Source organism: Pedobacter miscanthi (genome assembly GCF_032678605.1).
Classification (GTDB): domain Bacteria; phylum Bacteroidota; class Bacteroidia; order Sphingobacteriales; family Sphingobacteriaceae; genus Pedobacter; species Pedobacter miscanthi_A.
In genome coordinates, this window is the sequence record NZ_JAVTSU010000023.1 from 1 (window position 1) to 24,004 (window position 24,004).

Annotated in this window: 19 protein-coding genes; 7 read left to right on the plus strand and 12 right to left on the minus strand. The window is 38.0% G+C overall.

The genetic code is table 11. The features are described 5' to 3' along the window. The 5 genes from R2R28_RS25080 to proS form a co-directional block, all read right to left on the minus strand. On the minus strand, positions 1–3,654 hold a 3,654-nt coding region (locus R2R28_RS25080; RefSeq protein ID WP_316828396.1), incomplete at its 3' end, for a PKD-like domain-containing protein. Between the two features lie 523 nt (positions 3,655–4,177). Then, complete coding sequence (locus tag R2R28_RS25085; protein ID WP_316828397.1) at positions 4,178–4,792, minus strand: Crp/Fnr family transcriptional regulator; 615 nt, start codon at positions 4,790–4,792, stop codon at positions 4,178–4,180. 116 nt (positions 4,793–4,908) lie between these two features. Further along, the gene (locus tag R2R28_RS25090; RefSeq protein ID WP_316828398.1) at positions 4,909–5,757 is read right to left on the minus strand and encodes a TIGR02757 family protein; all 849 of its coding nucleotides are present in this window, start codon (positions 5,755–5,757) and stop codon (positions 4,909–4,911) included. A gap of 106 nt (positions 5,758–5,863) precedes the next feature. Next, positions 5,864–7,003 (minus strand): cystathionine gamma-synthase, encoded by a 1,140-nt coding sequence (locus R2R28_RS25095; RefSeq protein WP_316828399.1) that lies wholly within the window; start codon positions 7,001–7,003, stop codon positions 5,864–5,866. Between the two features lie 254 nt (positions 7,004–7,257). Beyond that, positions 7,258–8,730: a proline--tRNA ligase gene (gene proS / locus R2R28_RS25100; protein WP_316828400.1), complete on the minus strand. Its 1,473-nt coding sequence runs from the start codon at positions 8,728–8,730 to the stop codon at positions 7,258–7,260. A 200-nt stretch (positions 8,731–8,930) separates the two neighbouring features. Between proS and R2R28_RS25105 the strand changes: the two genes are divergently transcribed. Both R2R28_RS25105 and R2R28_RS25110 read left to right on the plus strand, forming a co-directional pair. After that, entirely contained in the window at positions 8,931–9,956 is a 1,026-nt protein-coding gene (locus tag R2R28_RS25105; RefSeq protein WP_316828401.1) for a hypothetical protein, read from the plus strand. Between the two features lie 22 nt (positions 9,957–9,978). Beyond that, complete coding sequence (locus R2R28_RS25110) at positions 9,979–11,514, plus strand: hypothetical protein (protein WP_316828402.1); 1,536 nt, start codon at positions 9,979–9,981, stop codon at positions 11,512–11,514. A 53-nt stretch (positions 11,515–11,567) separates the two neighbouring features. Here R2R28_RS25110 and R2R28_RS25115 read toward each other — a convergent pair whose 3' ends face one another. The 5 genes from R2R28_RS25115 to R2R28_RS25135 all read right to left on the minus strand — a co-directional run bounded on the left by R2R28_RS25115 (position 11,568) and on the right by R2R28_RS25135 (position 17,015). Further along, entirely contained in the window at positions 11,568–13,994 is a 2,427-nt protein-coding gene (locus R2R28_RS25115; RefSeq protein ID WP_316828403.1) for a hypothetical protein, read from the minus strand. 114 nt (positions 13,995–14,108) lie between these two features. Then, on the minus strand, positions 14,109–14,768 hold the full coding sequence (locus R2R28_RS25120; RefSeq protein ID WP_316828404.1) for a response regulator transcription factor: 660 nt from the start codon (positions 14,766–14,768) through the stop codon (positions 14,109–14,111). Further along, positions 14,761–15,549: a sensor histidine kinase gene (locus R2R28_RS25125; RefSeq protein WP_316828405.1), complete on the minus strand. Its 789-nt coding sequence runs from the start codon at positions 15,547–15,549 to the stop codon at positions 14,761–14,763. The genes R2R28_RS25120 and R2R28_RS25125 overlap by 8 nt, the downstream gene beginning before the upstream one ends. Continuing rightward, complete coding sequence (locus R2R28_RS25130; RefSeq protein WP_316828406.1) at positions 15,516–16,172, minus strand: hypothetical protein; 657 nt, start codon at positions 16,170–16,172, stop codon at positions 15,516–15,518. Before R2R28_RS25130 ends, R2R28_RS25125 begins: the two co-directional genes overlap by 34 nt. Positions 16,173–16,184: 12 nt before the next feature. Beyond that, positions 16,185–17,015 (minus strand): hypothetical protein, encoded by an 831-nt coding sequence (locus R2R28_RS25135; protein WP_316828407.1) that lies wholly within the window; start codon positions 17,013–17,015, stop codon positions 16,185–16,187. Positions 17,016–17,385: 370 nt separating this feature from the next. Between R2R28_RS25135 and R2R28_RS25140 the strand changes: the two genes are divergently transcribed. From R2R28_RS25140 to R2R28_RS25150, 3 genes are all read left to right on the plus strand, one after another. Continuing rightward, positions 17,386–17,715 carry a hypothetical protein gene (locus tag R2R28_RS25140; protein ID WP_316828408.1) on the plus strand — a complete coding sequence of 110 codons (330 nt, stop codon included), beginning with the start codon at positions 17,386–17,388 and terminating at the stop codon, positions 17,713–17,715. A gap of 111 nt (positions 17,716–17,826) precedes the next feature. After that, positions 17,827–18,681 carry a hypothetical protein gene (locus tag R2R28_RS25145; RefSeq protein ID WP_316828409.1) on the plus strand — a complete coding sequence of 285 codons (855 nt, stop codon included), beginning with the start codon at positions 17,827–17,829 and terminating at the stop codon, positions 18,679–18,681. Positions 18,682–18,685: 4 nt separating this feature from the next. Then, complete coding sequence (locus R2R28_RS25150; protein WP_316828410.1) at positions 18,686–19,084, plus strand: hypothetical protein; 399 nt, start codon at positions 18,686–18,688, stop codon at positions 19,082–19,084. 10 nt (positions 19,085–19,094) lie between these two features. On the opposite strand, the gene R2R28_RS25155 is transcribed toward R2R28_RS25150, so the two are convergent. After that, a complete protein-coding gene (locus R2R28_RS25155; protein WP_316828411.1) occupies positions 19,095–20,930 on the minus strand; it encodes a UbiD family decarboxylase in 1,836 nt (611 codons plus the stop codon). A gap of 105 nt (positions 20,931–21,035) precedes the next feature. After that, entirely contained in the window at positions 21,036–21,515 is a 480-nt protein-coding gene (locus tag R2R28_RS25160) for a DNA starvation/stationary phase protection protein (protein ID WP_316828412.1), read from the minus strand. Positions 21,516–21,799: 284 nt separating this feature from the next. Here R2R28_RS25160 and R2R28_RS25165 point away from each other — a divergent pair, with 284 nt between their 5' ends. After that, positions 21,800–23,323 (plus strand): LysM peptidoglycan-binding domain-containing protein, encoded by a 1,524-nt coding sequence (locus tag R2R28_RS25165; RefSeq protein ID WP_316828413.1) that lies wholly within the window; start codon positions 21,800–21,802, stop codon positions 23,321–23,323. Then, positions 23,320–23,970 (plus strand): uridine kinase, encoded by a 651-nt coding sequence (locus R2R28_RS25170; RefSeq protein WP_316828414.1) that lies wholly within the window; start codon positions 23,320–23,322, stop codon positions 23,968–23,970. Before R2R28_RS25165 ends, R2R28_RS25170 begins: the two co-directional genes overlap by 4 nt. Positions 23,971–24,004 lie beyond the last annotated feature (34 nt).

Below are 24,004 nucleotides of genomic sequence, written 5' to 3' on the forward strand. Positions count from 1 at the left end.
AAAAGTCTGGTTACTTGCTGTAGGTGCTGCTGTAACAGTAATGCTTACCGTAATAGAAGCACGTGTAGCACTCTCACAACCATTAACCGTTTGACTTGCATAATAGGTTCCATTGGTTAAAGCAGTTGTTGAAGTCAAAGCTGTTCCACCTGAAGCCTGTGAGTACCATTTTACTCCCGCTCCTGTTGCCGCTAAATTGGCAACCGTGGCATTTGAGATTTCGCAGAAAGTCTGGCTACTTGCTGTAGGTGCAGGCGTGGCAGTCCTTACAATAATATCGAAAGTAAATGTTGCTCCGGTACAGCCATTATAAACTGGCGTTACGGTATACCTTACCGTAGCATCAGCACCCGAAGTATTTAATAAAGTTTGCGAAATTGGTGCTCCTACCGCTGTTGATTGATTTGAAAATCCAGTTGCAGTTCCGTTAACCAAAGCAGCAGTCCAGGTATAACTCGTTCCGTTTACATTACTATTTGGTGTTATACTAAATGGTGTTGCCGAACAGATGGTGCTGCCCGTTGCAGAAGCCGTAAGCGTTGGTACCACATATACCGTTATGGTAAATGAATTTCCACTACACGATGCGTAGGTAGGCGTTACCGTATAAGTTGCCGTTTGCAAAGTGGTACCCGAGTTGCTTAAAGTCTGATTGATCGAAAGCTGGCCTGATCCAGCAGTTCCTCCTGTAATATTTGAAGAAGAAAGCACCGGGCTCGCCCAGGTATAAGTTGTACCATTTGGCACATCAACCGGAGCAAAAGTAAAACTTCCAGCTTTACAGATGTAATAAGTTTGATTGGCAATTACCGGACGAGGCGTTACCGTTACTGTAGCAGTTCCCGATATCGCATTTGTACAACCGTTTCCTGATACAATTGCCCTGTAAATCGTCGTAATTGCAATATTGCTATAATTTAAAGTTTTTGTCGTGTTCGAAATCGTAGTCCAGCTGATACCATTATCTGTTGATGATTCCCAACGTACTACCGTGGCAGGAGCCCCGCTTAACGTTAATGTTCCATTTGATCCTGAACACTGTGTCGCAGTTCCTGCTATAGTGCCCGTTGAGGTTACCGTTACCGTATGTGTTGCCGTTTTAGTTCCACAGCTATTAACTGCCGTTACCGTAATAGTTGCAGTACCATTATAATTGGCCGACCAGGTTACATCACCTGTTGAAGCATTAATTACCCCTGCAGTTGAAGGAGATAAACTATAAGTTATTGAAGTGTTATTTGCCGCAGTAGCGCTATAATTATCCGTTCCCGCACCCTGGCACCTGCTTGAAGAAGAACCGCGTGTAAATGAAGGATTACCCAGTGCGGCCATAACAGTTATTCTACCTTCAGTAGTAATTGAACCTGATTTAACGGTATAAGTATATACAGTTGTAGCCAGTAACAATATACTCGTGGTACCTGAGATGGTGAATCTTTTTGTAGCCGGATCAAAGGTGCCACCAATACCCAGTGGTAAATTATCAACACTTACATTACCCGCAGTTGCAGAAGCGGGCATTTGATACACAACATCAGTTATCGCACTTCCCGCGCAAACTACCTGCGCATCATTGCCACTGTATAACGATATTGTAGATGGCGTTACCATTGCAGATGCTGTATTATTGCTTAAAACCGGATCATTTTGAGGTCCGGTAACAGTTACCGTGTTTTTATACGCATTGGCAACACTTGATGAAACAACCTTCGCATTAATGGTTAATGTTTTGGTTTCACCCGCAGCCATCGGCCCTATCGACCATAAACCTGTAGATGCATTATATGAAGTTCCGGCACTGGCTGTGCTCGAAACAAAAGTATATCCCGCAGGCAATAAATCTGTAGCAGAAACACCAATGGCATTACCAGTGCCCGTAACTGTACCAGATGCAACATTCGAATTTTTAACGGTTACCGTAAAAGCAACAGTTGTACCAATACCTGGCGATGAATCGCTAACGGTTTTACCTGCAATCAGATCAACATTACACAAAGCAACCGTAACAGGTAAAGATTGTGCACTCATTCCGCAATCTAATTTCGAGGTAACCGTATAAGTTCCCGAAACCGGTGCCACATAAGTATTATTGGTGGCGCCGGCAATAGCCGTTCCATCTAAATACCATTGAAAAGGTGCAACGCTCGAAGGGTCGGCTGTTAACAATGCCGAAGCACAATCACTTTGTGTGAAAGTTGGTTTTAAAGCTTTTTCAGGAAAAGGCGAGAGAAAGTTCGACATCGAAAAACCCCCACCCTGCTGAACCATATTAACCGTTAGCCTTGCTGTACTGGTTAAGGTAATTACCCCTGGTGTTCCTATTTCCGTATCATCAAAATCAATGATATATTGACCGGTAGAACCCATTTGTCTTCTGATACCTACACCCGGAATAGTTTCTATATTTTTATTGGTATAACCATTATCAGTCGACAATAAAACAGGAGCAGTAGGATCCTGTAAAATGATATAAGAAAAATAAGGCAGATTCGTCGTTTCGTTTAAATCACGGAATTTAACCGTTTCTACCCTTTTCGATCCTCCGCAGGAAGATATCGGTGCAAGTGTTGCCACATCAACCTCACATTTTTGTGCGGTACCAGAATAGGCCACTACATTTTTATTGGCTACAATCCTACTTGCAGAATAAACCTGCCCATCTTGTCCGTTGATGTTTCCAGCTCCGGCAATTCCATTCGGAAAAGTAACAAAACTACCTGCAGCAACTAAATTATAGGTGTTTGTACTCTGTAAAACACCAGCAGTATTAAAATTATAAACCGTGATTGAAGTATTCGCCTCTGATGCAATTACCGTAGTTTGTTCGGCAATATTGTTTCCTGCTCCCCTAACCACCACATATTCATTCCCCAGGGCTGTTATTGGCGGAACCGGGTTACTCGCACTGTCATAACATTCAGTAGAATAAGTAGGTGCATCAAACTGGGCATTGGTATTCATCACCGCAGGACCAGATGTTTCTACCAACGATCCCATATTGGCATTGAACAAATAACTCTGTCCCGCATTTAAGGTCGTGGTTGCTACACCATTTATGCTTACTACAGTATTATTTTCGATAGCCATCACACTGTAAATCACGTAATGCTGTCTGATGTTATAATCAGGGTTATTGCTGGTGTAAATCTCACCATCCCTATAATAACCTACCCTGAATTTATTTCCAATGGCAGCATCACCAAAGCTGAACAGGGAAGAGTTTCCTTTGATATAGGCGTCGTTACTTTGATCGGATGCAACATTCCTGATGTTAACACTGATTGCTGAAGCAGCTTCTACAATCAGTCCTGCAGCATTAATATTCGTATTTAAACTAAAATAAGGAAAACTGGTAACTGTACCCGCAAATCTGTATTTCGCCGGAGAACCTGCCACCACGTTATTTAGCGTAGTAATTAAAGTTCCATCGCTCTTTTTTACCGTTACAGAAATAGGTGTTGTACTCACCGTAGAAACGATTAGTTCATTTGCCACGGTAAAGTATTGCCATGGCGCAGGTGCGATATAATGTTTCTTATAAGTTTGTGCACTAACTGAGGAGACAGCAACAAGTAAAAGCAAAGGCAAAACCATTAGTTTAAACCATGTTTCTTTCTGAAAACTGTTGAAAAAGCGTTGTTTAAATTTATTCATTCTTCCCATTGGGATAATAGGGTTATTACTACATAAAATTGTTCTCATCCGATGAGCACAAAATCTTCCTAAAAAGGCCATTTATGAGCTAAGGATTCTCTTTAGGAAATGCAGTAAAAAACAACGTATATACGCTGATTATAAAACACTTTTGAAGGGATAGACGCTATAAAAAAACCTCGTTTTTAAGGGCGGCAAAAGTATATTATTTTTTACACTCCTGCAAGTGGCAAAAAGAGCTAAAATTGACTGTGTTTTTAATACCAAAGCAACCAAAAACTGTCTTTCCAATACTACAAACAAGGCAAAAAAAGAAATTAGCTCCCAAAGGGTACAATTTCGACCACCTGCAGCGGGTAGCATTTTTTGACAATAATCAACAACTATATAACAACTTGACTTATTTATCCTACAGTTAACCTGAAAATTTGAAATTTCGGGAAACAAAAAAAAGGCTAAAATGTTTCAGCATTTTAACCCATCTTAATTAAGAAAAAACAAGGAAATTACTACAAGCGGAGTATTAAATTTTAGCCCTGATTCTGCTGAGGGTTTCTAACCTGATGGCTAAAAATGAAGCGATATGTTTTAACGAAACCCGGTTAATTAAACCAGGAAAAGACACCAGAAAACGTTTGTATCTTTTCTCTGCTGAAGAAATGCGACAAAGGTAAGCCCGCTCTTCGGCAGAACGATAGTAAAGCTCCATCATCTTCCGGCCTACAATATTAGCCTCAGCAAAATTTTCGTATAAATACTCCGATAAAACGTGCGGTATGGCAATTAAATCAACATCTTCCAGGGCCTGGAGGTACTCTTCCGAATCGCCTTCTATCCACAAATTACGGATGGTACCAATCACCTCATTTTCTTTGGCAATCCAGGTGGTAATCTCAGTAGTGCCATCTTTAATAAAACCCCGAACCACTCCTTTTATAATTAAAAAAAGGAACTTATTACGGTCTACCGGAGAAACCAGGAATTTATTTTTTTTATAACTTACCGGAAATGTATGCTGGTTGATGCGTTTTTCAATTTCAGCATTAAGGGGATGAAATTTTTTAAAAATCGAGACTAGAGGAGAAAAGTTATTGTATTTTTTCCACCTATCTTCATCGGATAAATTAACTGCTAGCATAGAGATAACGATTGGGATAGACTATAATTACAAAAAAAAATTGCAATTACTAAGTAAGTATAGGAAGATTAGAATTGAAAAAAGAATTTTTTTCAATTTATCCGGTTTCAACAACACTAAAACACCTTTTCTACGCCCAATCCAAACAACGCAAAATCGTATTTCACAGGATCGTTTGGATCAAACTGCTTCAAATTTTCGGTTAATTCCACTGCAGTCAGCCAATCAGTCTGCTTCCGGTTAATCAAACCTAATAACCTTCCTACGCGGTCTACATGTACATCGCATGGGCAGATCAGGTTTTTCGGTTGAAGTGTATTCCAAATCCCGAAATCAACGCCATTGTTATCTGTTCTTACCATCCACCGCAAGTACATGTTTAAACGTTTACAGGTCGATTTTTGCTTTGGAGAAGAGATGTGTTTCTTAGTGCGGTGTGGAAAATCTTCCAACGAAAAGAAATAAGACCTGAAATGGTTAAGTGCCTGCTCAATCGAAAAATTGAGTTCAGCAGCATAACAAACAGCAGATGATAATGCTGCTTCCCGCCCTTCTGCTGTAACCTCCAGATACGCTGAACGGAAATCCCCCTGCGGAACAAAAGCCTGTTCCAGGCTATCAAAACGTTGATAATGTTGTTTAAAAAATGAGATGAAATAGAGCAGATCCGTATCGTTGAAGGTGCGGTGTTTAAAGTTCAGCAAACGTCTTAAATCATCATCTGTGTGGTTGAGCACAAAATCGTATGGCGCATTATCCATTCGGTTAAGCAGCTCCCTGCATTTATTGATGATGGTTTTCCGTTGCCCCCAGGCCAAAATTGCTGCAAAGAAACCTGATATTTCTATATCCTGCTTTTTTTCAAAAAAATGCGGAATACAAACGGGATCGTTCGCTATAAAATTGGGCTGGTTGTACTGATCAACTTTACTGTCAAGAAAATTTTTCAGTTCTAGAAATTGCATGTATTTTGATTAAACGCGAATAGCATTTACCACATAACTATCGTGCCGAGGCACGAAGCATCTGCTCCCGCTTAAGGGATGCTTCGTGCCTTAGCATGATTTAACATTACGCTAATGCATTTGCCAGATCTTCTAAAAGATCATCGATATCCTCTACCCCTACGCTTAAACGCAACAGGTTATCAGTAACACCAACTTTTTCTCTTTCCTCTTTCGGGATCGAGCCATGTGTCATGGTAGCAGGATGATTGATCAGTGATTCTACCCCACCCAATGATTCAGCCAAGGTAAACACCTTAAAATTAGATGAAATCCTGAATGTTTCTTGCAGGTCGGCTCCTTTCAGCGTAATCGAAATCATACCTCCAAAGCCACGCATCTGTTTTTTAGCAACATCATGGTTAGGATGGTCTTCAAAACCCGGCCAGTAAATCTTATCCACTTTTGGATGTGTTTTTAAGTAATGCGCAATACGTTCACCATTTGCGCAATGCGCTTTCATTCTTAAGTGAAGTGTTTTAATCCCCCTTAAAACCAAAAAAGCATCTTGTGGACCTGGTGTTGCACCACAGGCGTTGTAAATAAACCAAAGGTCTTTATACAATTGCTCATCGTTGGTTACCAAAGCGCCCATCACCACATCAGAGTGTCCGCCAATATATTTGGTTACCGAATGCATAACGATGTCAGCGCCTAAATCAATTGGATTTTGTAAATATGGCGAAGCAAAAGTATTATCAACCGTAAGAATTAAATTTTTCTCTTTGGTAATTTTGGCAACTCCTTCAATATCGATAATCTGCATGGTTGGATTTGTTGGTGTTTCAATCCAAACCAGCTTAGTTTTATCGTTAATGTAAGGCAACATGTTTTCTGGCTTCGAAAGGTCCAAAAAGTGGAATTTGATGCCATATTTAGTATAAATTTTAGTGAAAATCCGATAAGAACCACCATAAAGGTCGTTTCCGGTAATCACTTCATCTCCAGGCTGCAATAACTTCAGTACCGCATCCGTAGCACCCATCCCGCTCGAAAAAGCCAAACCATATTTAGCATTCTCTAAAGCGGCCAAACAATCTTCCAAAGCTTTACGTGTAGGGTTAGTTCCCCTGGAGTATTCGTAGCCTTTATTATCGCCCGGTGATTTTTGCCAATAGGTTGACGTTTGATAAATCGGGGTCATTACCGCACCCGTTGTTGGATCAGGCTCCTGGCCTGCATGTATGGCTTTAGTTGCGAATTTCATTTTTTTTTTGATTTGAGATAGGAGATTTCAGACATGAGGTGAGATGTAAATCTCAAATCTAATGCCTCAAATCTCCCATCTATTTTAAATTATTTGGATCCGGCACACAAGATAAGTTAATCTCATGTCTCAAATCTCCTGTCTAATTAACACATTAAACCCTTAGCTATAAGGTTAAAACTTCCGACTAACGATTCTAAACTCACCTTTGAATCGCTTGCCCGGAGACTCCCAACTCCCAACTCAGAACTCACCTAATACGCTCTTGCGAACAATACCCTCTGAATAGACCGTTGACCAGAATAGATACAAACGCCATCTTCCAGTTTATTCTCTAAAGGAATACAACGGATCGTCGCTTTTGTTTCCTCTTTAATTTTCTGTTCTGTTTCTGGTGTTCCATCCCAGTGTGCAGAAATAAAACCTGCTTTCGTATCCAACAGTTTCTTAAACTCTTCGTAAGAATTTGCTTCTGTAATGTGTTCATCACGATAAGCCAAAGCCTTGTTGAACATGCTTTGCTGAATATCTTCCAGTAGTTTTACAATGTAAATATCCAATCCATCCTGTGGTATGGTTTGTTTTAATTTTGTATCCCTGCGGGCAATTTCTACCGTTTTATTTTCTAAATCACGTCCACCGATTGCAATGCGGATTGGCACTCCTTTTAGTTCATAGTCAGCAAATTTAAATCCCGGGCGTTGCGTATCCCTGTCATCGTATTTTACAGAAACGCCCAAACCTTTTAAACGCATGGTTAACTCGTTTACGTATGTAGAGATTTTGGCCAGATCTTCATCATTTTTATAAATCGGAACGATAACGACTTGTATTGGCGCTAATTTTGGAGGAATAATTAATCCCGAATCATCACTGTGTGCCATAATTAAAGCACCCATTAAACGGGTAGAAACACCCCATGAAGATGCCCAAACGTGATCTAATTTCCCATCTTTACCTGTAAATTTAACATCAAAAGCTTTGGCAAAATTTTGTCCTAAAAAGTGCGAAGTACCGGCTTGTAAAGCCTTGCCATCCTGCATCAATGCTTCAATACAATACGTATCAAGTGCACCTGCAAATCTTTCATTTGGTGATTTACGTCCCCTTATCACCGGAACTGCCAACCAGTTTTCAGCAAAATCGGCATAAATGTGTAACATGCGCTCCGTTTCTTCAATCGCTTCTTGTGCTGTAGCATGTGCGGTATGACCTTCCTGCCATAAAAATTCGGCGGTACGTAAAAATAACCTGGTACGCATTTCCCACCTCACTACATTGGCCCATTGGTTAATCAATATTGGCAAATCGCGGTACGATTGGATCCAGCCTCTGTAAGTATTCCAGATAATGGTTTCAGAAGTCGGGCGAACGATCAATTCTTCTTCCAGTTTGGCAGTTTCATCAACCACAATATTCCCGTTACCGTCATTTTTTAAACGATAGTGTGTTACAACAGCACATTCTGTCGCAAAGCCCTCAACATGAGAAGCTTCCTTAGAGAAAAATGACTTTGGGATGAATAATGGAAAATAGGCATTTTGATGGCCTGTATCCTTAAACATTTTATCTAAAACAGCCTGCATTTTTTCCCAAATAGCATAGCCATTGGGCTTTATAACCATACAACCACGTACCGCAGAGTGTTCTGCTAAGTCTGCTTTGATCACGATATCATTATACCACTGGGAATAATCTGCTTCTCTACTTGTAATTTCTTTACTCATCTTATGTATTTGGAACGTAATTTGTGTGTTAAAAAGTGTAAAATTCGATAGCAAATTTATAAATTTATGCCTACAAACGACTAACAATTAATATCAATTGTGAGTCATTGTATTTTTTAACAACTAAATAGTTAAGAATTAATTACTTTTGAAACCTGTTTATCATATTTCGTGAACACACACAACTAAATATAAACACAATGAAACCAATTAAATTTTTACCCATTGTTATGATTGCTGCTGCTGGGTTGGTGGCTTCATGCGCTACATCAAAATTGGCTCAAACCAAGCCGGCTGATGATGTTTATAATTCTGTGGCGAAAGCCAGGGAGGTTGAAATAATACCGCAACCTCAAAATCAACAGGGCCAGCAGTATCAGGCCCAGGGTCAGCAAGAATACGACGAGTATTATGGTACCAGTAATCCTTATTACGATATGGACTACTCATCAAGAATAAACCGTTTTTACAATGGTTACAGCTTTCAGGGCTATTACGATCCTTATTTTGATAATTATTACTATGGCAGCAGTTACGGACCATCTAATTATTTAGGTGTAGGTATTGGCTGGGGCAACGGTTACGGCTTAGGTGGCTGGGGCGGTGGCCTTGGATATGGCTACGGAAGTATCTGGAATAACCCATTCTACTATGGCAACGCTGGTTATGGATGGAATAATCCTTATGGCTGGAACTCTTGGGGACCTAACTCTTACTACGACCGTTATGGTTGGGGTGGAGGCGGATATTACGGCGGAGGCTGGGGTATCGGCGGCGGATACTATGGCGGTGGAGTTTACACCAACAGAGGAAATTACAGAGCAAGACCAGGAAGCGATGACAGAGGAGTGCCAAGATATGGAAATGGTAATAGTGGAAATGTAGGCAGACCAAGCAGATCGGGTGTGGTAAATCAAAATGGCGGTATATCTTATGCACCTAATAACAATGCTGGCAGACCATCAAGAACTCAGGCATCAGGTGGTTATACGCAAAATCAAGGTAACCAAAGCGGCAGACCGAGCAGAAATGATGGTTATGCACCTCAAGGTACACAAAGCAGCAGACCAACCAGAAACGAAAACTATACCCCTCAACAACCTACCAGAACTGAAAGCAGACCAAGTTATTCACCTCCACCATCAAATGGCGGCGGCGGCGGTTCAACTGGAGGTGGTGGCGGCGGCGGCGGCGGTTCGAGACCATCAAGAGCAGGCAGAGGTTAATTAAAAATTCTAAACACACAAAATGAAAAAAATCATCTTAGCTTCTCTAGTAGCTACAGTAGCTGCTATGGGAACAACATATGCTCAAAGTTACGCACCCGATGCATTCCGTTTCTCGCAAACCAATTACGGAAGTTCGGCAAGGTTTAAAGGAATGGGCGGTGCCCAGATTGGTGTTGGTGGCGATATTGGTTCCATTAACGCTAACCCTGCTGGTTTAGGTTTATTTACCAAATCAGAATTCAGCATCACCCCTGAGTTCAATTCCGTATCCAACGGTAGTGCTTATTTAGGAAATAATACCTCAACAAATAAAAGTCAGTTAAACCTGAATAACATTGGTGTGGTATTTTATAGCCCTGCTGCCAAAATGAAAGGTGCTGATGTAGATAAAGGATTGGTAAGTAGTGTATTTGGCTTGAGTTATACCCGTAACAACGATTTTCTAAATAACTTTAACTACAGCGGTACTAACAGAAATAATTCGATAAGAAACTCTTATGCAGAGCAGGCTAATAATTATGGTGTTGATAATAGTATAGCCGGCGATGCTTACAACAGTTATTTAATTAATAAAAATACCCCTACTTTTCCCAATCAATTTTCTGCAGAGCCATCAGGCACTAACTTTAATCAAAACTGGGATGAAGCACGTTTAGGTTCTACTTCAGAATTTAACGTGGCAGGTGCGCTGAACTTTGGCAACAAAGTATATATTGGTGCAACAGCAAGTTTTGTAAATGTTAAATATACCAGCGATGCTACTTTTACCGAATCTGGTATTCTTAATTCGTATGATGATAATGCAACTTTACCCAATGTACCCAAGTACAACGGAAATGAAAATTACAACCTTACCCACTTTAGAAATCAGGAAACTAAAGGTGGTGGTTTTAATTTAAAACTGGGAGCCATCTTCAGACCTGTGAGCGAATTAAGGATTGGTATAAATTTCCAAACACCTACCTGGATGAACATTGAAGATAATACCAGCGAAACATTACAGTCCACTACTTCTGGAAATGCAAATACTGCTCCAACTAAATCAAATAATCCAACTCAATATTATTCCTTTACTTATAATTTACGTACACCTTTAAAAGCTTCTGCTGGTATCAGTTATGTAATTGCAGGTACTGCATTAATATCTGCCGATGTTGATTATGTAGATTATTCTTCAATGCGTTTTTCTGATTCTAACGGATCTGACCGTGCAACCATCAATGATAACAATGCATTTATTAAAGCATCTTATAAGGAGGCTGTTAATTACAGAGTGGGTGCAGAGTTTAAAGTAACCAACGAATTGAGCTTACGTGCAGGTTATGGCGTAAACGGTAATGGTGTTAAAGGTGGTGATAATAAATTTTATCAGGGCGAATATTATACTGGTGGTATTGGATATCGCATCGACAACTATTATTTTGATGTAGCATACCAAAATTATAAAACCAATTTTAGTTCAAGTCCATACTTATTAGATGATTACAGTGAGCCTGTTGCAGATATAAAAAGCAATAGAAATAACGTATTCTTAACTTTTGGAGTAAGATTTTAGGTTTTCTTAAATACAATATAAAGAAGGCCCTGGTTAAAAAACCAGGGCCTTTCTTATTTATTCCTTACCATAATCTCCTGCTCTCCATAAACCACTCCCCCATCAGTTACTCCTTGCACGATAATCTTAAACTGCCCGGTCAAATCACCAGTATTAAAACTTAAAGAAGTTTCTCCATTTACCAACACCTGGTAATTCCAGTAAACTGTAGCCAGATTAATTGGTTCATTTTTATTGGCAATGTCGGATGCATAAAATTCTTTAGGAAGGTTTATTCCTTTCAAAATAGTCACATTGGGCTTAGACTCATATTCCATACATCCCGAGTACATAGTGGCAAGTCCAATTTCATTATTATAGACCTTACCTTTTACAGGGATTTTATTACCCGGATCGGACATATGATTAGGACAATTCAAAATATTGTACATGCAAACGTAATCACCACACCTGTTGGCGTAAGAATTTTTAATAAAATCAATTCTTTCATCCTTTTTTTTTATAATCATTACTTCTTTTAACCTGGTGCCAGTAATTGAAGTCAGGCTTTGATTATTTTCACTCAACACATCACCTTTTACATGTAGCTGTTCTAAATTTTGTTGTACCAGATATTTCTTTAGTTCATCCTGCGGATCGTCTATTTTAACTTTATACAGGTTGTATTTAGCTGTTGCCATCCCTAACAATACGGGCGTTTTTGATTCTTTAACAATAAGATTGGGAAAAGGTAAATTAAATTTACCCATGCTATCAGTATTCAGAAAATTCAAATTTTCTCCTGCAATAATTGTTAACTCTATCGGCTTATCCAATGGCTTATTTCTTCTGGTTATTTCACCACGGTATTCGAAGCTCGAAAGTATTTCTTCTTTACCGGGCTTTTCTACTCTTGTTTCAGGCCATTTATACCTGCTCCAGGTTTTAACCAGCAATACATCATTGATATAATCCTGATCGATGTATTTTAAACCCATTGGGTGGCCTGGAAGCGGTTTCAAATATTGTTGTAAATAAAAATAATCGGCAATATTCTGGCTGTTATTCGCCGAAACCCGGTTGCTTTGTACGCAGGAAATGGAAACCATTGCCGGATGCTGTATTTTATCTTTCCCAAGTACATTCAATTTTAAACTTACCTGATCTCGGGTACCATATTCATTTTTATCGGTCGATAATTCGGCACGAGGAAGCTGATCGTAATGTGCAAAGAAAATTCTTTCAGCAATTGGCCTATAACTACTATCCAGAATGGTAACCGTATTTAATCCTGCAGGAACCGAATCTAATTTAAACCTGATGTTTTGTGTTTTGTTGGCCGCTAATGCTAAATTCGTATGTAAAAAAACATCAGAGAAATTATGGACTAAAACATGTACTTTTTTATTACTGTTGGCTTCGAGGTGCATCCTGAAATCGTTCTCCGATATTGCCGTGCCTGCAGTTAAAACAGCTCCGTTTTTTAGTGCTGCAGGTAAGGCATGCTTACGCTCCTGCTTTACATCCCCAAAAAGTTTAACGTAATACTTTTTGGAGGGCAACGGACGTATTGAAAATGAACCAATACCGGTAGAATTGCTTTGAATGGTATCAACTACGGTATCATTTTCATACAAAACACCTTTCGCTTTTATAACAGAGCCTTCCACGTCTTTAATTTCAAAACCCACTTTTGATATTAAATTATTAACAAGATAGCCACCTTCGGGATAAAATTGAATTTGATAATTTGAGCGATTTATCACCGGAAGATTAAACTTTACATACCTGGTATCTTTTCCTTTTTTGATAGAAACATGAAGCTGATTATTGTCTGTTGTAATTTTATCTGCAGGATAGTTGATCATCAGTTCACCTATAACGCTGCTTTTAGCCGTCCCGTTTAACAAAGTTTGTTTATCCCTACCGATCTGATATTTGATTTCTGCATTTTCAACAAACCGGTTATCACTTGATAAAACTTTTAATAAAGCTGTTCCGTTTTTGCTTTGCTCATCATAAGCTTTAAAAATAGAAATACTGGCGGTTAATAGATTTACAGTTGTAGATTTAATGGTAATGGGCTGCACAAATTCGCCAGCTGGTTTATCATTTCTTTTAATGTTGGTATTGGCCACAAAACGATAAGAGCCACCCGGTAATGAATCAGGCAAGGTAAGTGCCCCAAATGCAAAGCCTTTATCAATCAGAAATTTATCCTGAAGCACGATACTGCTGTCTCTATTGTTAATCAGCGACAAATAAAGGGTATGGTACTGATCTAAATCAGTAATGGTTTTGAGCAGGTATCCGGTAAACCAAACCTGGTCATTATTGGTATAAATACTTTTATCAAAATGGATAAATAAATTGGATTGAACCGTTTTTAAACCATAGCGATTAATATTTAATGCTACACTATCCAGTTTTGCATCCTGCGCCATTGCATTCACAAAAAAAAGTATGAAACAGACTAGAATAAGGCGAAATTTTGAAAGCATATTGGGATTGATATAGCTAAAAATCTAAATTTTAATCTGGATTTTCAAATTATCACTAAATAGTGACTTATATATATCAGAGCAGCCTATTAAATCGTAGCCGTTAAAACTGACCTAAATTTTAACTATTCCATTTTTAACCGCATACAATGCCAATCCTGTCCGGCTTTTTAGCTGTAATTTTTCGCATAACGAATTTCTATAACCATCGATGGTACGCGGGCTTACAAACATTTCTGCGGCAATTTCATTATATGTTTTTTCGGTACAGGTATATTTTAAAAATTCCATTTCCCTTTCGGTCAGTTTTACAAAATCGGATAGTTTTGAATTTGTAGACAAGGAGCTTAGCGACTGCATTACCTTTCTGGTAACCAAATCATTATAAAAATACCCTTTACTGATTACCTCATCAAAAGCGCGCTTTAATTCTTCTGGCTCGGCATCTTTTAATACATAACCTTTGGCACCATTGGTAATCATTTTTATAATGGCTGTTTCTGCATCCATGGTGCTTAGTGCAAGTATATTTACTTCCGGATGATTGATGCGAAGCCATGAAGCGGTACTATAACCGTCCATTTCGGGCATATTAATATCGAGCAACACAATATCAGGTAAACCGTATATTTTTAATTGCCTGATAAAATCTTTACCGTTAGCAGCTTCAAATAAGATATTGTAAGCGGGAAAATAGCTGATTAATGCAGCTAATCCTTTCCTGAATAAGACGTGATCGTCAACCAGGGCTATATTTTTAATCTGATCAGACATAAGGGATAATTATGGTGATGATGGTTCCTTTATTAATAACACTGTTAATGGTGGCTTCCCCCATAATCAATGTAGCACGTTTTACAATATTCTGAAGTCCAAGGCCGCTTTCAATCTTAACTTTTTCGACTGCACTAAAACCGACGCCATTATCTTCAATAGTTATTTTTACCCCCCCGGTTAAAAAATTAAATCTCACACTAATTGTAGTGGCCTGGGCATGTTTTAATATATTCTGTAAACTTTCCTGCACAATCCGAAAGATGATGATTTTCTTTTGCTCTGCAATTTGCTGTTCGTTACCGGTTACTTCAACCTTGCAAACAATTGCGCCTGCCCTGCCAATGCGCTGTAATTCTTGTTCTACGGCCTGAAACAAACTTAACTCCTGGATACGACTTGTACTGAGGCTTTTGGCAATATCCCGTAAATCGGTAAGGGCGTTACCAACATTGCCCTTTATTTCGGCAATTAACGATTTATCGATAATTTCATTTTGTTCTGCAATGCTCAGCTGCAATTTAGCCAGGCTTAACAATTGCCCCACATTATCATGTATTTCATCGCTTATCGTTTCAAAAGTTTGCTCTTGCATTTCGAGTCGCGATTGTAGGAGTTGTTCTCCATATTGTTTTTCAAGCTCCCCCTTTTCTTTAGCATACTGAAATTTCTTTTTCTGAAAATAGAGCATCAGGAAAACGATCGCTATAGAGAGAATCAGAAATATAAATGTAGTGAGCAAAACAGCTAAGAATACTTCATTGTATTGATCTTTATGCATAAAAAAGCGTAGGTAAACAGAGAATACATGATTATATTGGTTAATTGGAGGCCGATCTGAAAGTTCATAATTAACGAAGGGTAGTTAACAATCAGAAAGTTGTATATCCCCATAAAGGGCACCTCGCAAGCATAAAAAATAATAATACCAAGTGCAATCCAAAACTCGCTACAGCGGCTAAGACTGATATTTTCTATTGAGGTTAACAACTGATAACAGTAAATTAAAGCCCAAACGATAGTGAAAGTGCCGCCTACCAAAAAAATATAACTATTCCATTCTGTTATCTTAAATATAAAGAATACTGAAATATACCAAAATACAGGGAATAAGACCATAAAAATGGATATTATCTTTTTTATCCATTCAGAAATAATAATTTCTTTAAAAAAACAGGCATATACCAAAAATTCGATCAGCAGGACAATATTGTATTGGGGCAATACATTCTGACCTTTAATTAAGTTTCTAAAAAAAGCTGCGCCAATTTCTACTAATAAGATATAGGGCATCATCAAAATGATGCCCTTTAAATGAATGGGTAAGCTTATACGGAGTTTTAACAATCCTGTTATTACCGCCGCAGCTAGTGATGTAAGATAGAAATATGTTAAAATAGGCATGATAATTTTTTATTAAATCTGAGAATCTAACGCTTCTTTTGTATCTGACGGAGGTGGAGCAGGTATTCCTGTGTCAAATGTATCGCCAAAACTTTTATCCTTTGTTAATTTAAGTCTTTGGGCAAACTCTACAGGATCGATATCTTTAATCCCGATATCACCATTGGCACCTATAAAAGTAAAGCAAATGGTTAGCCTTTCCCTTCGTTTATAGCTAGGAATTTTGGAATCCAGAAAAACATAATCTTTGTTTGTATAAGAGGTAAAACGGATACCGAAACAGCTTACGATGTGACCATGCTCTTTAGCCTGATATTTCATTTCATCAAGTGTTTGTTCCATTTGCTTCAAGCTAAACCAAATATGTTTGGTTTCTTTATGGCCGCCTAACCTATCGTTATGGGATAGGGTTCTAAACATGCGATCTCTTTTGAGCAATTGATAATTATGAACCCATTCTTTTGCGCCATTCGATGAAATTTGAGCAGAAGTTTTCTGATCATTGATATAAAAATAAGGTGGAACATCAGATGTTCCCTTCGTTTTTACAAAAATGAGCGTAAGTGTACCACAACGATCTTCATTAACAGTACCATCACCCGATGGAGAGGCAAAATACACCCTTACACCATCTCCCGCATTAAGTCCAGTGGTAAGTTCGCCAAAGAAAGTAATTGCCGATTGAAGGCTCAAGAAATCAATCCCCCTACATTCTTCCTTTTTTTCTTGTTCTAATGTAATGGCATTAAGTAGCGGATATTTGTATTTATCAAACCATTTCATCCGATTTTCACTTTCTCTATCGGTAATGTAGGTAATTGGTAAAGGTTTTAAAGTTTTCATAGCGTTAATTAGTTTTTGGTTTATAAAATAACTTGTTCCTAAATATACACTAACCTTATTTGAATTCGAAAATCAACAATTGTTAAACAAGTACATAACTAACTTACTACCAAGCCTTAAAACTCATTCACTTAGCTTCAAACTAAGTTTTTAACCAATTACATCAATATCTATTTATTTTAAAATACCGCGATTTTACGGTATCCCATTGCGCTTTTCACGCGTATAAATTCGAATGTTTTCACGCTTGATTTGGATAGGCTTTCAAAACTAGCTTTGATTAAGAAAAATGGCTAAATAAAACTGATCATTTATAAACCCACAAAATGAAAAGATGAAAAATTAATCTGAAACCAAAAAACCTAAAATCATGACAAAACTCTCATTAAACAAAGTCGAATCCTTTATTAAAGACCTAGACCAAAATCCTCAATTAAGGCAGCAGTTTGATGCTGATCCAAAGGATACACTAATCAAAAAAGCAGCATCTAATCCCAAAAATGATGTCTGGATATATCGGCTGGTGGTTAGTGCATTAAGCCTTGTTTTATTGATAGTTACTACCGGCATTTTAATCAATGTTAAAGAAATACAGGCTGCTGATAAAGTAATTACCATTATAGCCTCAATCGGCTCTGCCGTAATTGGGGCATTAGCGGGATTGCTTGCTCCTACTGCCAGCACCCAGGAAGGAGATTAGTCAATGTAATAATCACTATCTAACTCACTTAGTATAAAAAACGAAAAGCAACACATAATAAACTATTAATCAATAAACTATTAAATAATTAATTTTCAAAACGATAAAAAAATGAGAAACAAAATTCGAAATATTGGGCTTATGCTTATTCTATTCCCAATAGCATTTAGCAGTTGTATTAGCCTTAAACCAGTTAATAATTATGCTACAGCGTCGCAAAAAAGCATTAACCAGTTTGAAGATATTAAGTATAGCTTTAAGCAAAACTGTTGGGACAATTGTTTTGACAAGAAAATTAACGATCTAAACTTAAAGGCTGCAGATTGTGACTGTAAATTAAACGAAAAGGCCGATAGCGTAACCTTAGTGATTTACAATGCGGCAAAAGGGTATATAGATGGCTTGGTTAATCTTTCTAACAATGAACTAACCGATTATAAAATAGACGAGCTTACAAAGGCTTTGACGGAAAATGATTTTGGGTCTATCAAAATAGAAAAGCCGCAGGTTGAAGCCTATTCCAAAATTTCAAAAATAATTTTAAGAGCGCTCACCGATGGATACAGAAAAAAGGAAATCAAAAAATACATAATAAATGCAAATCAGCCTTTTAACGTATTAATTAGTTTCTTAGATTTTAATTTATCTAACAATCTTATTGGCAAATTAAATGTCCAGAAACAAAGAATCGAAAGCTACTATTTTGATTTAACTAAAGACAAAACACTATCTACGTTTGAGAAAAGAAAAGCAGTTGAAGCATATTACCAGCAATTGGCAAAAATTGAAGATAAAAAGAAAGAATTAATCATCTTTTCAAAAGCACTAAAAAAGATTGCAGAAGGACATCAAAAGCTTGTAGACAATATTGACAATATTAAGGAACAGCAAGTTAAAGAACTTCTAACAGAGTACGCAAGTAATATCCGTGAAATTATATCAGAATTTAACAAACTAAATAAATAAAAGGATGGCAAATTTAACATCACAACAAGTAAATCAACTTGCAGGCAATTTTTTAGCTTTAGCTCAATCTATTGGTGATTACAGGTATAAAAATTTCGAAAAATTATCCAAATCTAATTACCAAAAGATAAAAGAATTACATTTGACAATTCTGAATTATGCTGATAATCTCTATACAATATCAGCAATATTGGTAATGGATGATGTTAAAGAATCTCTGACCTCGATCAACCATATAACTACTCAAATTAACGAGACATATAAAACGCTTCAAAGTGTCCAAAAGGCAATAAATATTGCTACGTCAATTATTAATTTAGGTGCCGCGATCATCAGTAAATCGCCACTAAAGATTGCAAATTCCATTAATGATCTTCAAGCTGTTTGGAATACTGCTCCATAATCACACTTATTTACACCACCCCAAATAACGCTCCACCCTCTTTACCCATTTCATTAATTTTAGCCTCTACCACTCCATCCTTAATCAATTCGGGTGCGTGGTGGGGCTTTTTCCGTGCATCGATAATCATAGCACACTTACAGCCCCAATGTTTATTGATCGTAAAATCGTTAATTCCATAAATATCAGCTGCCGGATTACTCCGCGTAAAAGCTACCCAAACTAAATTATCAATATTTGCTGCAGTAAATGTAGCATCATCAGCCAATATAATTAAAGGTAAACCCGACAGGTTCTGATCGATTAATGCGATATTTAACAAAGCAATTTCGGCAGCTGTTTTCTCCGGATTAAGGTATTTATTCCCCTCTAAAACCAACACACCGGGCATGGCAATTTTAGGTTCAAAAAAACCATCACTTAACTTCAGATTTTCAGGTATTTCATTCCACAGTTGGCGCTTTTGATCACCTGCCGCTGCAATTACCACTTTCGATCCACTGTTTAAGCCATCACCGCTGTAATCAAGGGTATCGATGGTCGTATTGGTATAAAAATGAATATCCCTGGTTAAATCAATCCGCTCCAATATATGTTTGATAAAATCTTCAATATGGTGCGTACTTAACTGTTGGTCATCTTCTTTTGCAGCAATAAACAGGTATTTAGCCAAACTCAATTGGTTTTTACCTAAAATATGATTAGCGATTGTTAAAACCTCCTGCGGTCTTCTTTCCTTCAGATAAGGCGTATAACGCTCACTGCCAATAGCAAAAAGCAAAGGATGTACACCAGCAGCATCTACAGCATGAACCTCTTTTAAACCATGTATTTCCTGTGGAATGGCTGAACCTGTGATTTCGTGAATTAACGCACCAAAACTGGTATCCTCCTGGGGTGGACGACCAACAACGGTAAACGACCATATCGCATCCTTTTTATGGTACACGTTGTGCACTTTCATTAAAGGGAAAGGGTGGGTTAAACTATAATAACCTAAGTGATCTCCAAAAGGGCCTTCTGGTTTATTTTCATTAGGATAAACCGTGCCGGTAATGATAAAATCGGCATCTGCAGAAATACAGAAACCCTCATCATCGTAGAAATAACGGAAACGTCTATCACCCAAAGCACCTGCAAAAGTCATTTCCGACAAACCTTCGGGCAAAGGCATTACGGCGGCTAAAGGATGAGAAGGCGGACCACCAACAAAAATACTCACTTTTAAAGGCTGGCCTAAAGCATTTGCTTTCGATTGATGTACCCCTATCCCCCTATGGATCTGGTAATGCAAGCCAATCTCTTTATCCTGAATATAATCATTTCCGCCCAATTGGATGCGATACATCCCCAGGTTCGCATTTAATACTCCCGGTTTATCCACATCTTCGGTATAAACCTGTGGCATGGTAACAAAAGGGCCTCCATCCATTGGCCAGTTTACAATTTGCGGCAACTGACTGATACTCGTTTTTAAAAATTTGCTTTTTGCAGAAGGTGTTTTCAACGGCAAAGCCGACAATGCAGACATGGCTGAACCCGCATATTTAAAGGGATTTTTTAATGCTTTTATCGGATCGTTCCTCAACGAAACCAATTGTTGCACTTTGGGCAAGGTATCCCTGAAAATAAATTTCGAACGTTCTAAAGTTCCGAACAGATTGGAAACTGCAGGAAAGGGACTTCCTTTAACTTTTTCGAATAATAATGCTGGTCCCTGGTTTTCGTAAACCCTTAAATGGATGGCTGCCATTTCTAAATAGGGATCTACTTCTTCTTTAATTCTGATTAAATGACCATGCTTTTCGAGATCGGATACGCATTCTGCTAAACTTTTGTACGCCATGCCCAAAGATAAATATTTTGGTTTTCTAAGAAACAAAAAAGCCTCATATAAGCAGATTTTACAATAAAGCTACTTATATAAGGCCCTTAACCTACTATTATATTATTATTTCTTCCCGGCAAAAGAGCGCAACATCCAGGTATTTTTCTCTTTAAATTGCATAAAGCGGTTTACCATATCGTTCGATCCATCGTCTCCGGCAGCATCGGTAGCTTCTAAAAGTTCTCTCTCCAGTTCAATCAGCGAAGCCATATCATCTAAAATGGCATCAACCATATCAAGATCTTTCAGTCTAATGGTATCAATCTCCTTAATTTTTGATTCTTTAATATAATCCGCAAATCGGCTATGAGGTGGTTTGCCTAAGGTTAAAACACGTTCAGCAATTTCATCAATGGTAAGCTGTGCATTGGTATATAACTCTTCAAATTTAACATGAAGCGTAAAAAAGTTTTGTCCTTTAATATTCCAGTGGCAGCCTCTTAGTTTTTGGTAATGAATATGATAGTTAGCCAGATAATCGTTTAACAGATCTACAACTGGTTTAACTTCTTTTTCGTTTAAGCTTATTTCTTTAGCGTCCATTTTATTATGATTTATGGTGTATTTTAATGTGTACCTAACAACTCAAATTTAGAAAAGTTTTGCTCAAATAATGCTTTTGTACAATACCTTATTTAATACATCGTTTAATATTCAATATTGCAGGGAACAGCAATTTTATAAACATTTGTTAATGAATATTATATCGGCATTACGATAGTAAAGTCATCTTATTTTTACGTAAAAACGAACAACAGAACATAAGATGGTTAACAATATTATTCGTATAATTGCTCCCTTTGACTTAGAAATTTACATAAAAATAAATGCATAAAATATATTTATCTGCTGTAGTGTTATTTGCCTTGAATATTGCAAATGCCAAAGCCAATACAGCAAGAGACTCTATCGGTGTAGAAAATAATAAAGGCAAAAAACTGATCGTTCATCAAACTGTAGCAAAAGACACTTATTATTCAATAGGAAGAAGGTACAACGTATCGCCAAAAGATATTATGGCCTTTAACGATAATAAATACCTGCAGGTTGGGGTAATTATTAAGGTACCAACCAATATCCCTTTCACTGGTACCGGATCATCAAATACGGAAAGTTCTTCTTCAAATGCGAATGTGATTGAACATACCATTAAGCCTAAAGAAAACTTAAACATGCTGGCCGAAAAATACGGCACCACCATTAATGAGATTAAAGCCTTAAATAACTTAACCGGCAATAACTTAAGTATTGGCCAGGTGATAAAAATCCCGGCTAAAAATGGAGAACAAACTGCAACAGCTCCTCCGGTAAATCCACCGGCAAAAAACAATGCGGAAACGCCGGCGGCAAATCCTTCGCCTGCAGATCAAACCATGATCGAGCATACCGTTGCGCCGAAAGAGTTTTTAGGAAAAATTGCCGAAAAATATGGTACAACCGTTGAAGAAGTAAAAAAAGCCAACAACCTTTCGGGCAATAACCTGAAGATAGGCCAGAAACTAAAAATCCCTGCCACAAAAAATATCGACGAAAATAAAGTAGTTTCTGCTGCTGTTGAAGAAAAGCCTGTGCAGGATAATAAATCCACTGATGCAGCTGGTACACATACGGTTTTAAGAAATGAAACCATTTTTACCATTGCCAAACAATATGGCATTACAGCTTATCAGATCAGAACGCTGAATAACCTTCCGGATAATGCAATTACCATCGGACAGGTTTTAAAAGTACCCGGAGGCATTGTTGCTGATGTTCAGGTACCAAAAGAAAAACAGGCTGAAACCAAAACGAAAGAGGCTCCTGTTGCAGCAAAAGAAGAAAGCTTTATTCATACGGTAGCTACAGGCGAGAATATCTTTTCGATTGCAAAAAAATACAATTTAACGGCTTACCAGATCAGGACCGCAAATAAACTCGACGATAATAATATTAAGGTAGATCAAAAACTGATCATCCCTAAACCACCACAGCCAAAATCGGTAAATGATGCATCAAAAGAGGACCAGCAGAATGAGCCGGACAGTACAATGGTTAAGGATCCTAAACTCCGTCGCGACCCAAGCGTTTACGGATTAAGCCAGATTGAAGAAAAAGGGACTGCTGTGTGGATAGCAGATCAGGATCTTGATGGCACTAAAATGCTGGTTTTACACCGTACAGCACCTGTGGGCAGGGTAATTAAAATTACCAACCCAATGACCAACCGCACCACTTTCGCCAAAGTTGTTGGTAAATTTACAGAGAACGAATCTACAAAAGATGTTATCATTGTAATGACTAAAGCTGTAGCTGATTCGTTAGGTGCTTTAGACAAGCGTTTTTTCTGCAATTTAACATATAGTGCTCAATGAGTTCAAACAAAAAGCCCTTTATAATTGGTATTGCCGGTGGTAGCGGATCGGGCAAAACATTTTTCTTAAACTGCTTCCTTCATCATTTTAAACAGGATGAAGTAACGCTGGTATCGCAGGATGATTATTACATCCCTGCCGGTGAAATGACACAGGAAGAAAATAAGTTGTACAACTTCGATCTGCCGTCAACCATTGATAGCGAACAATTTTTAAGAGACATTAAGCAGTTAATGAGCGGCGAAGTGGTTTATAAAAAAGAATACAACTTTAATAATCCATTAGCTGTTGTTAAAATACTTGAAATTAAGTCGGCACCGATCATTATTGTAGAAGGATTATTCATTCTGCACTTTAAAGAAATAGCTGCGTTACTGGATCATACCATTTTTGTGGATGCCGATGAACAGGTAGCGTTAGATCGCCGCATTAAACGCGATGGTTTAGAGCGTGGTTACCCTGAAGAAGATGTATTATACAAATGGCAAAACCATGTTGTGCCGGCCTATAAAGAATACCTGTTACCTTATCGCGAACAATGCAACAAGGTAGTGATGAATAACACTAATGAGCCAGATGAGATTATTGCCATAACCGAAGATATTTCGAATGATTTAAGAAATAGTATTCTGGTAGATATACAGTAACATCAAAAACCGTCATTGCGAGCCAATTTTTCAT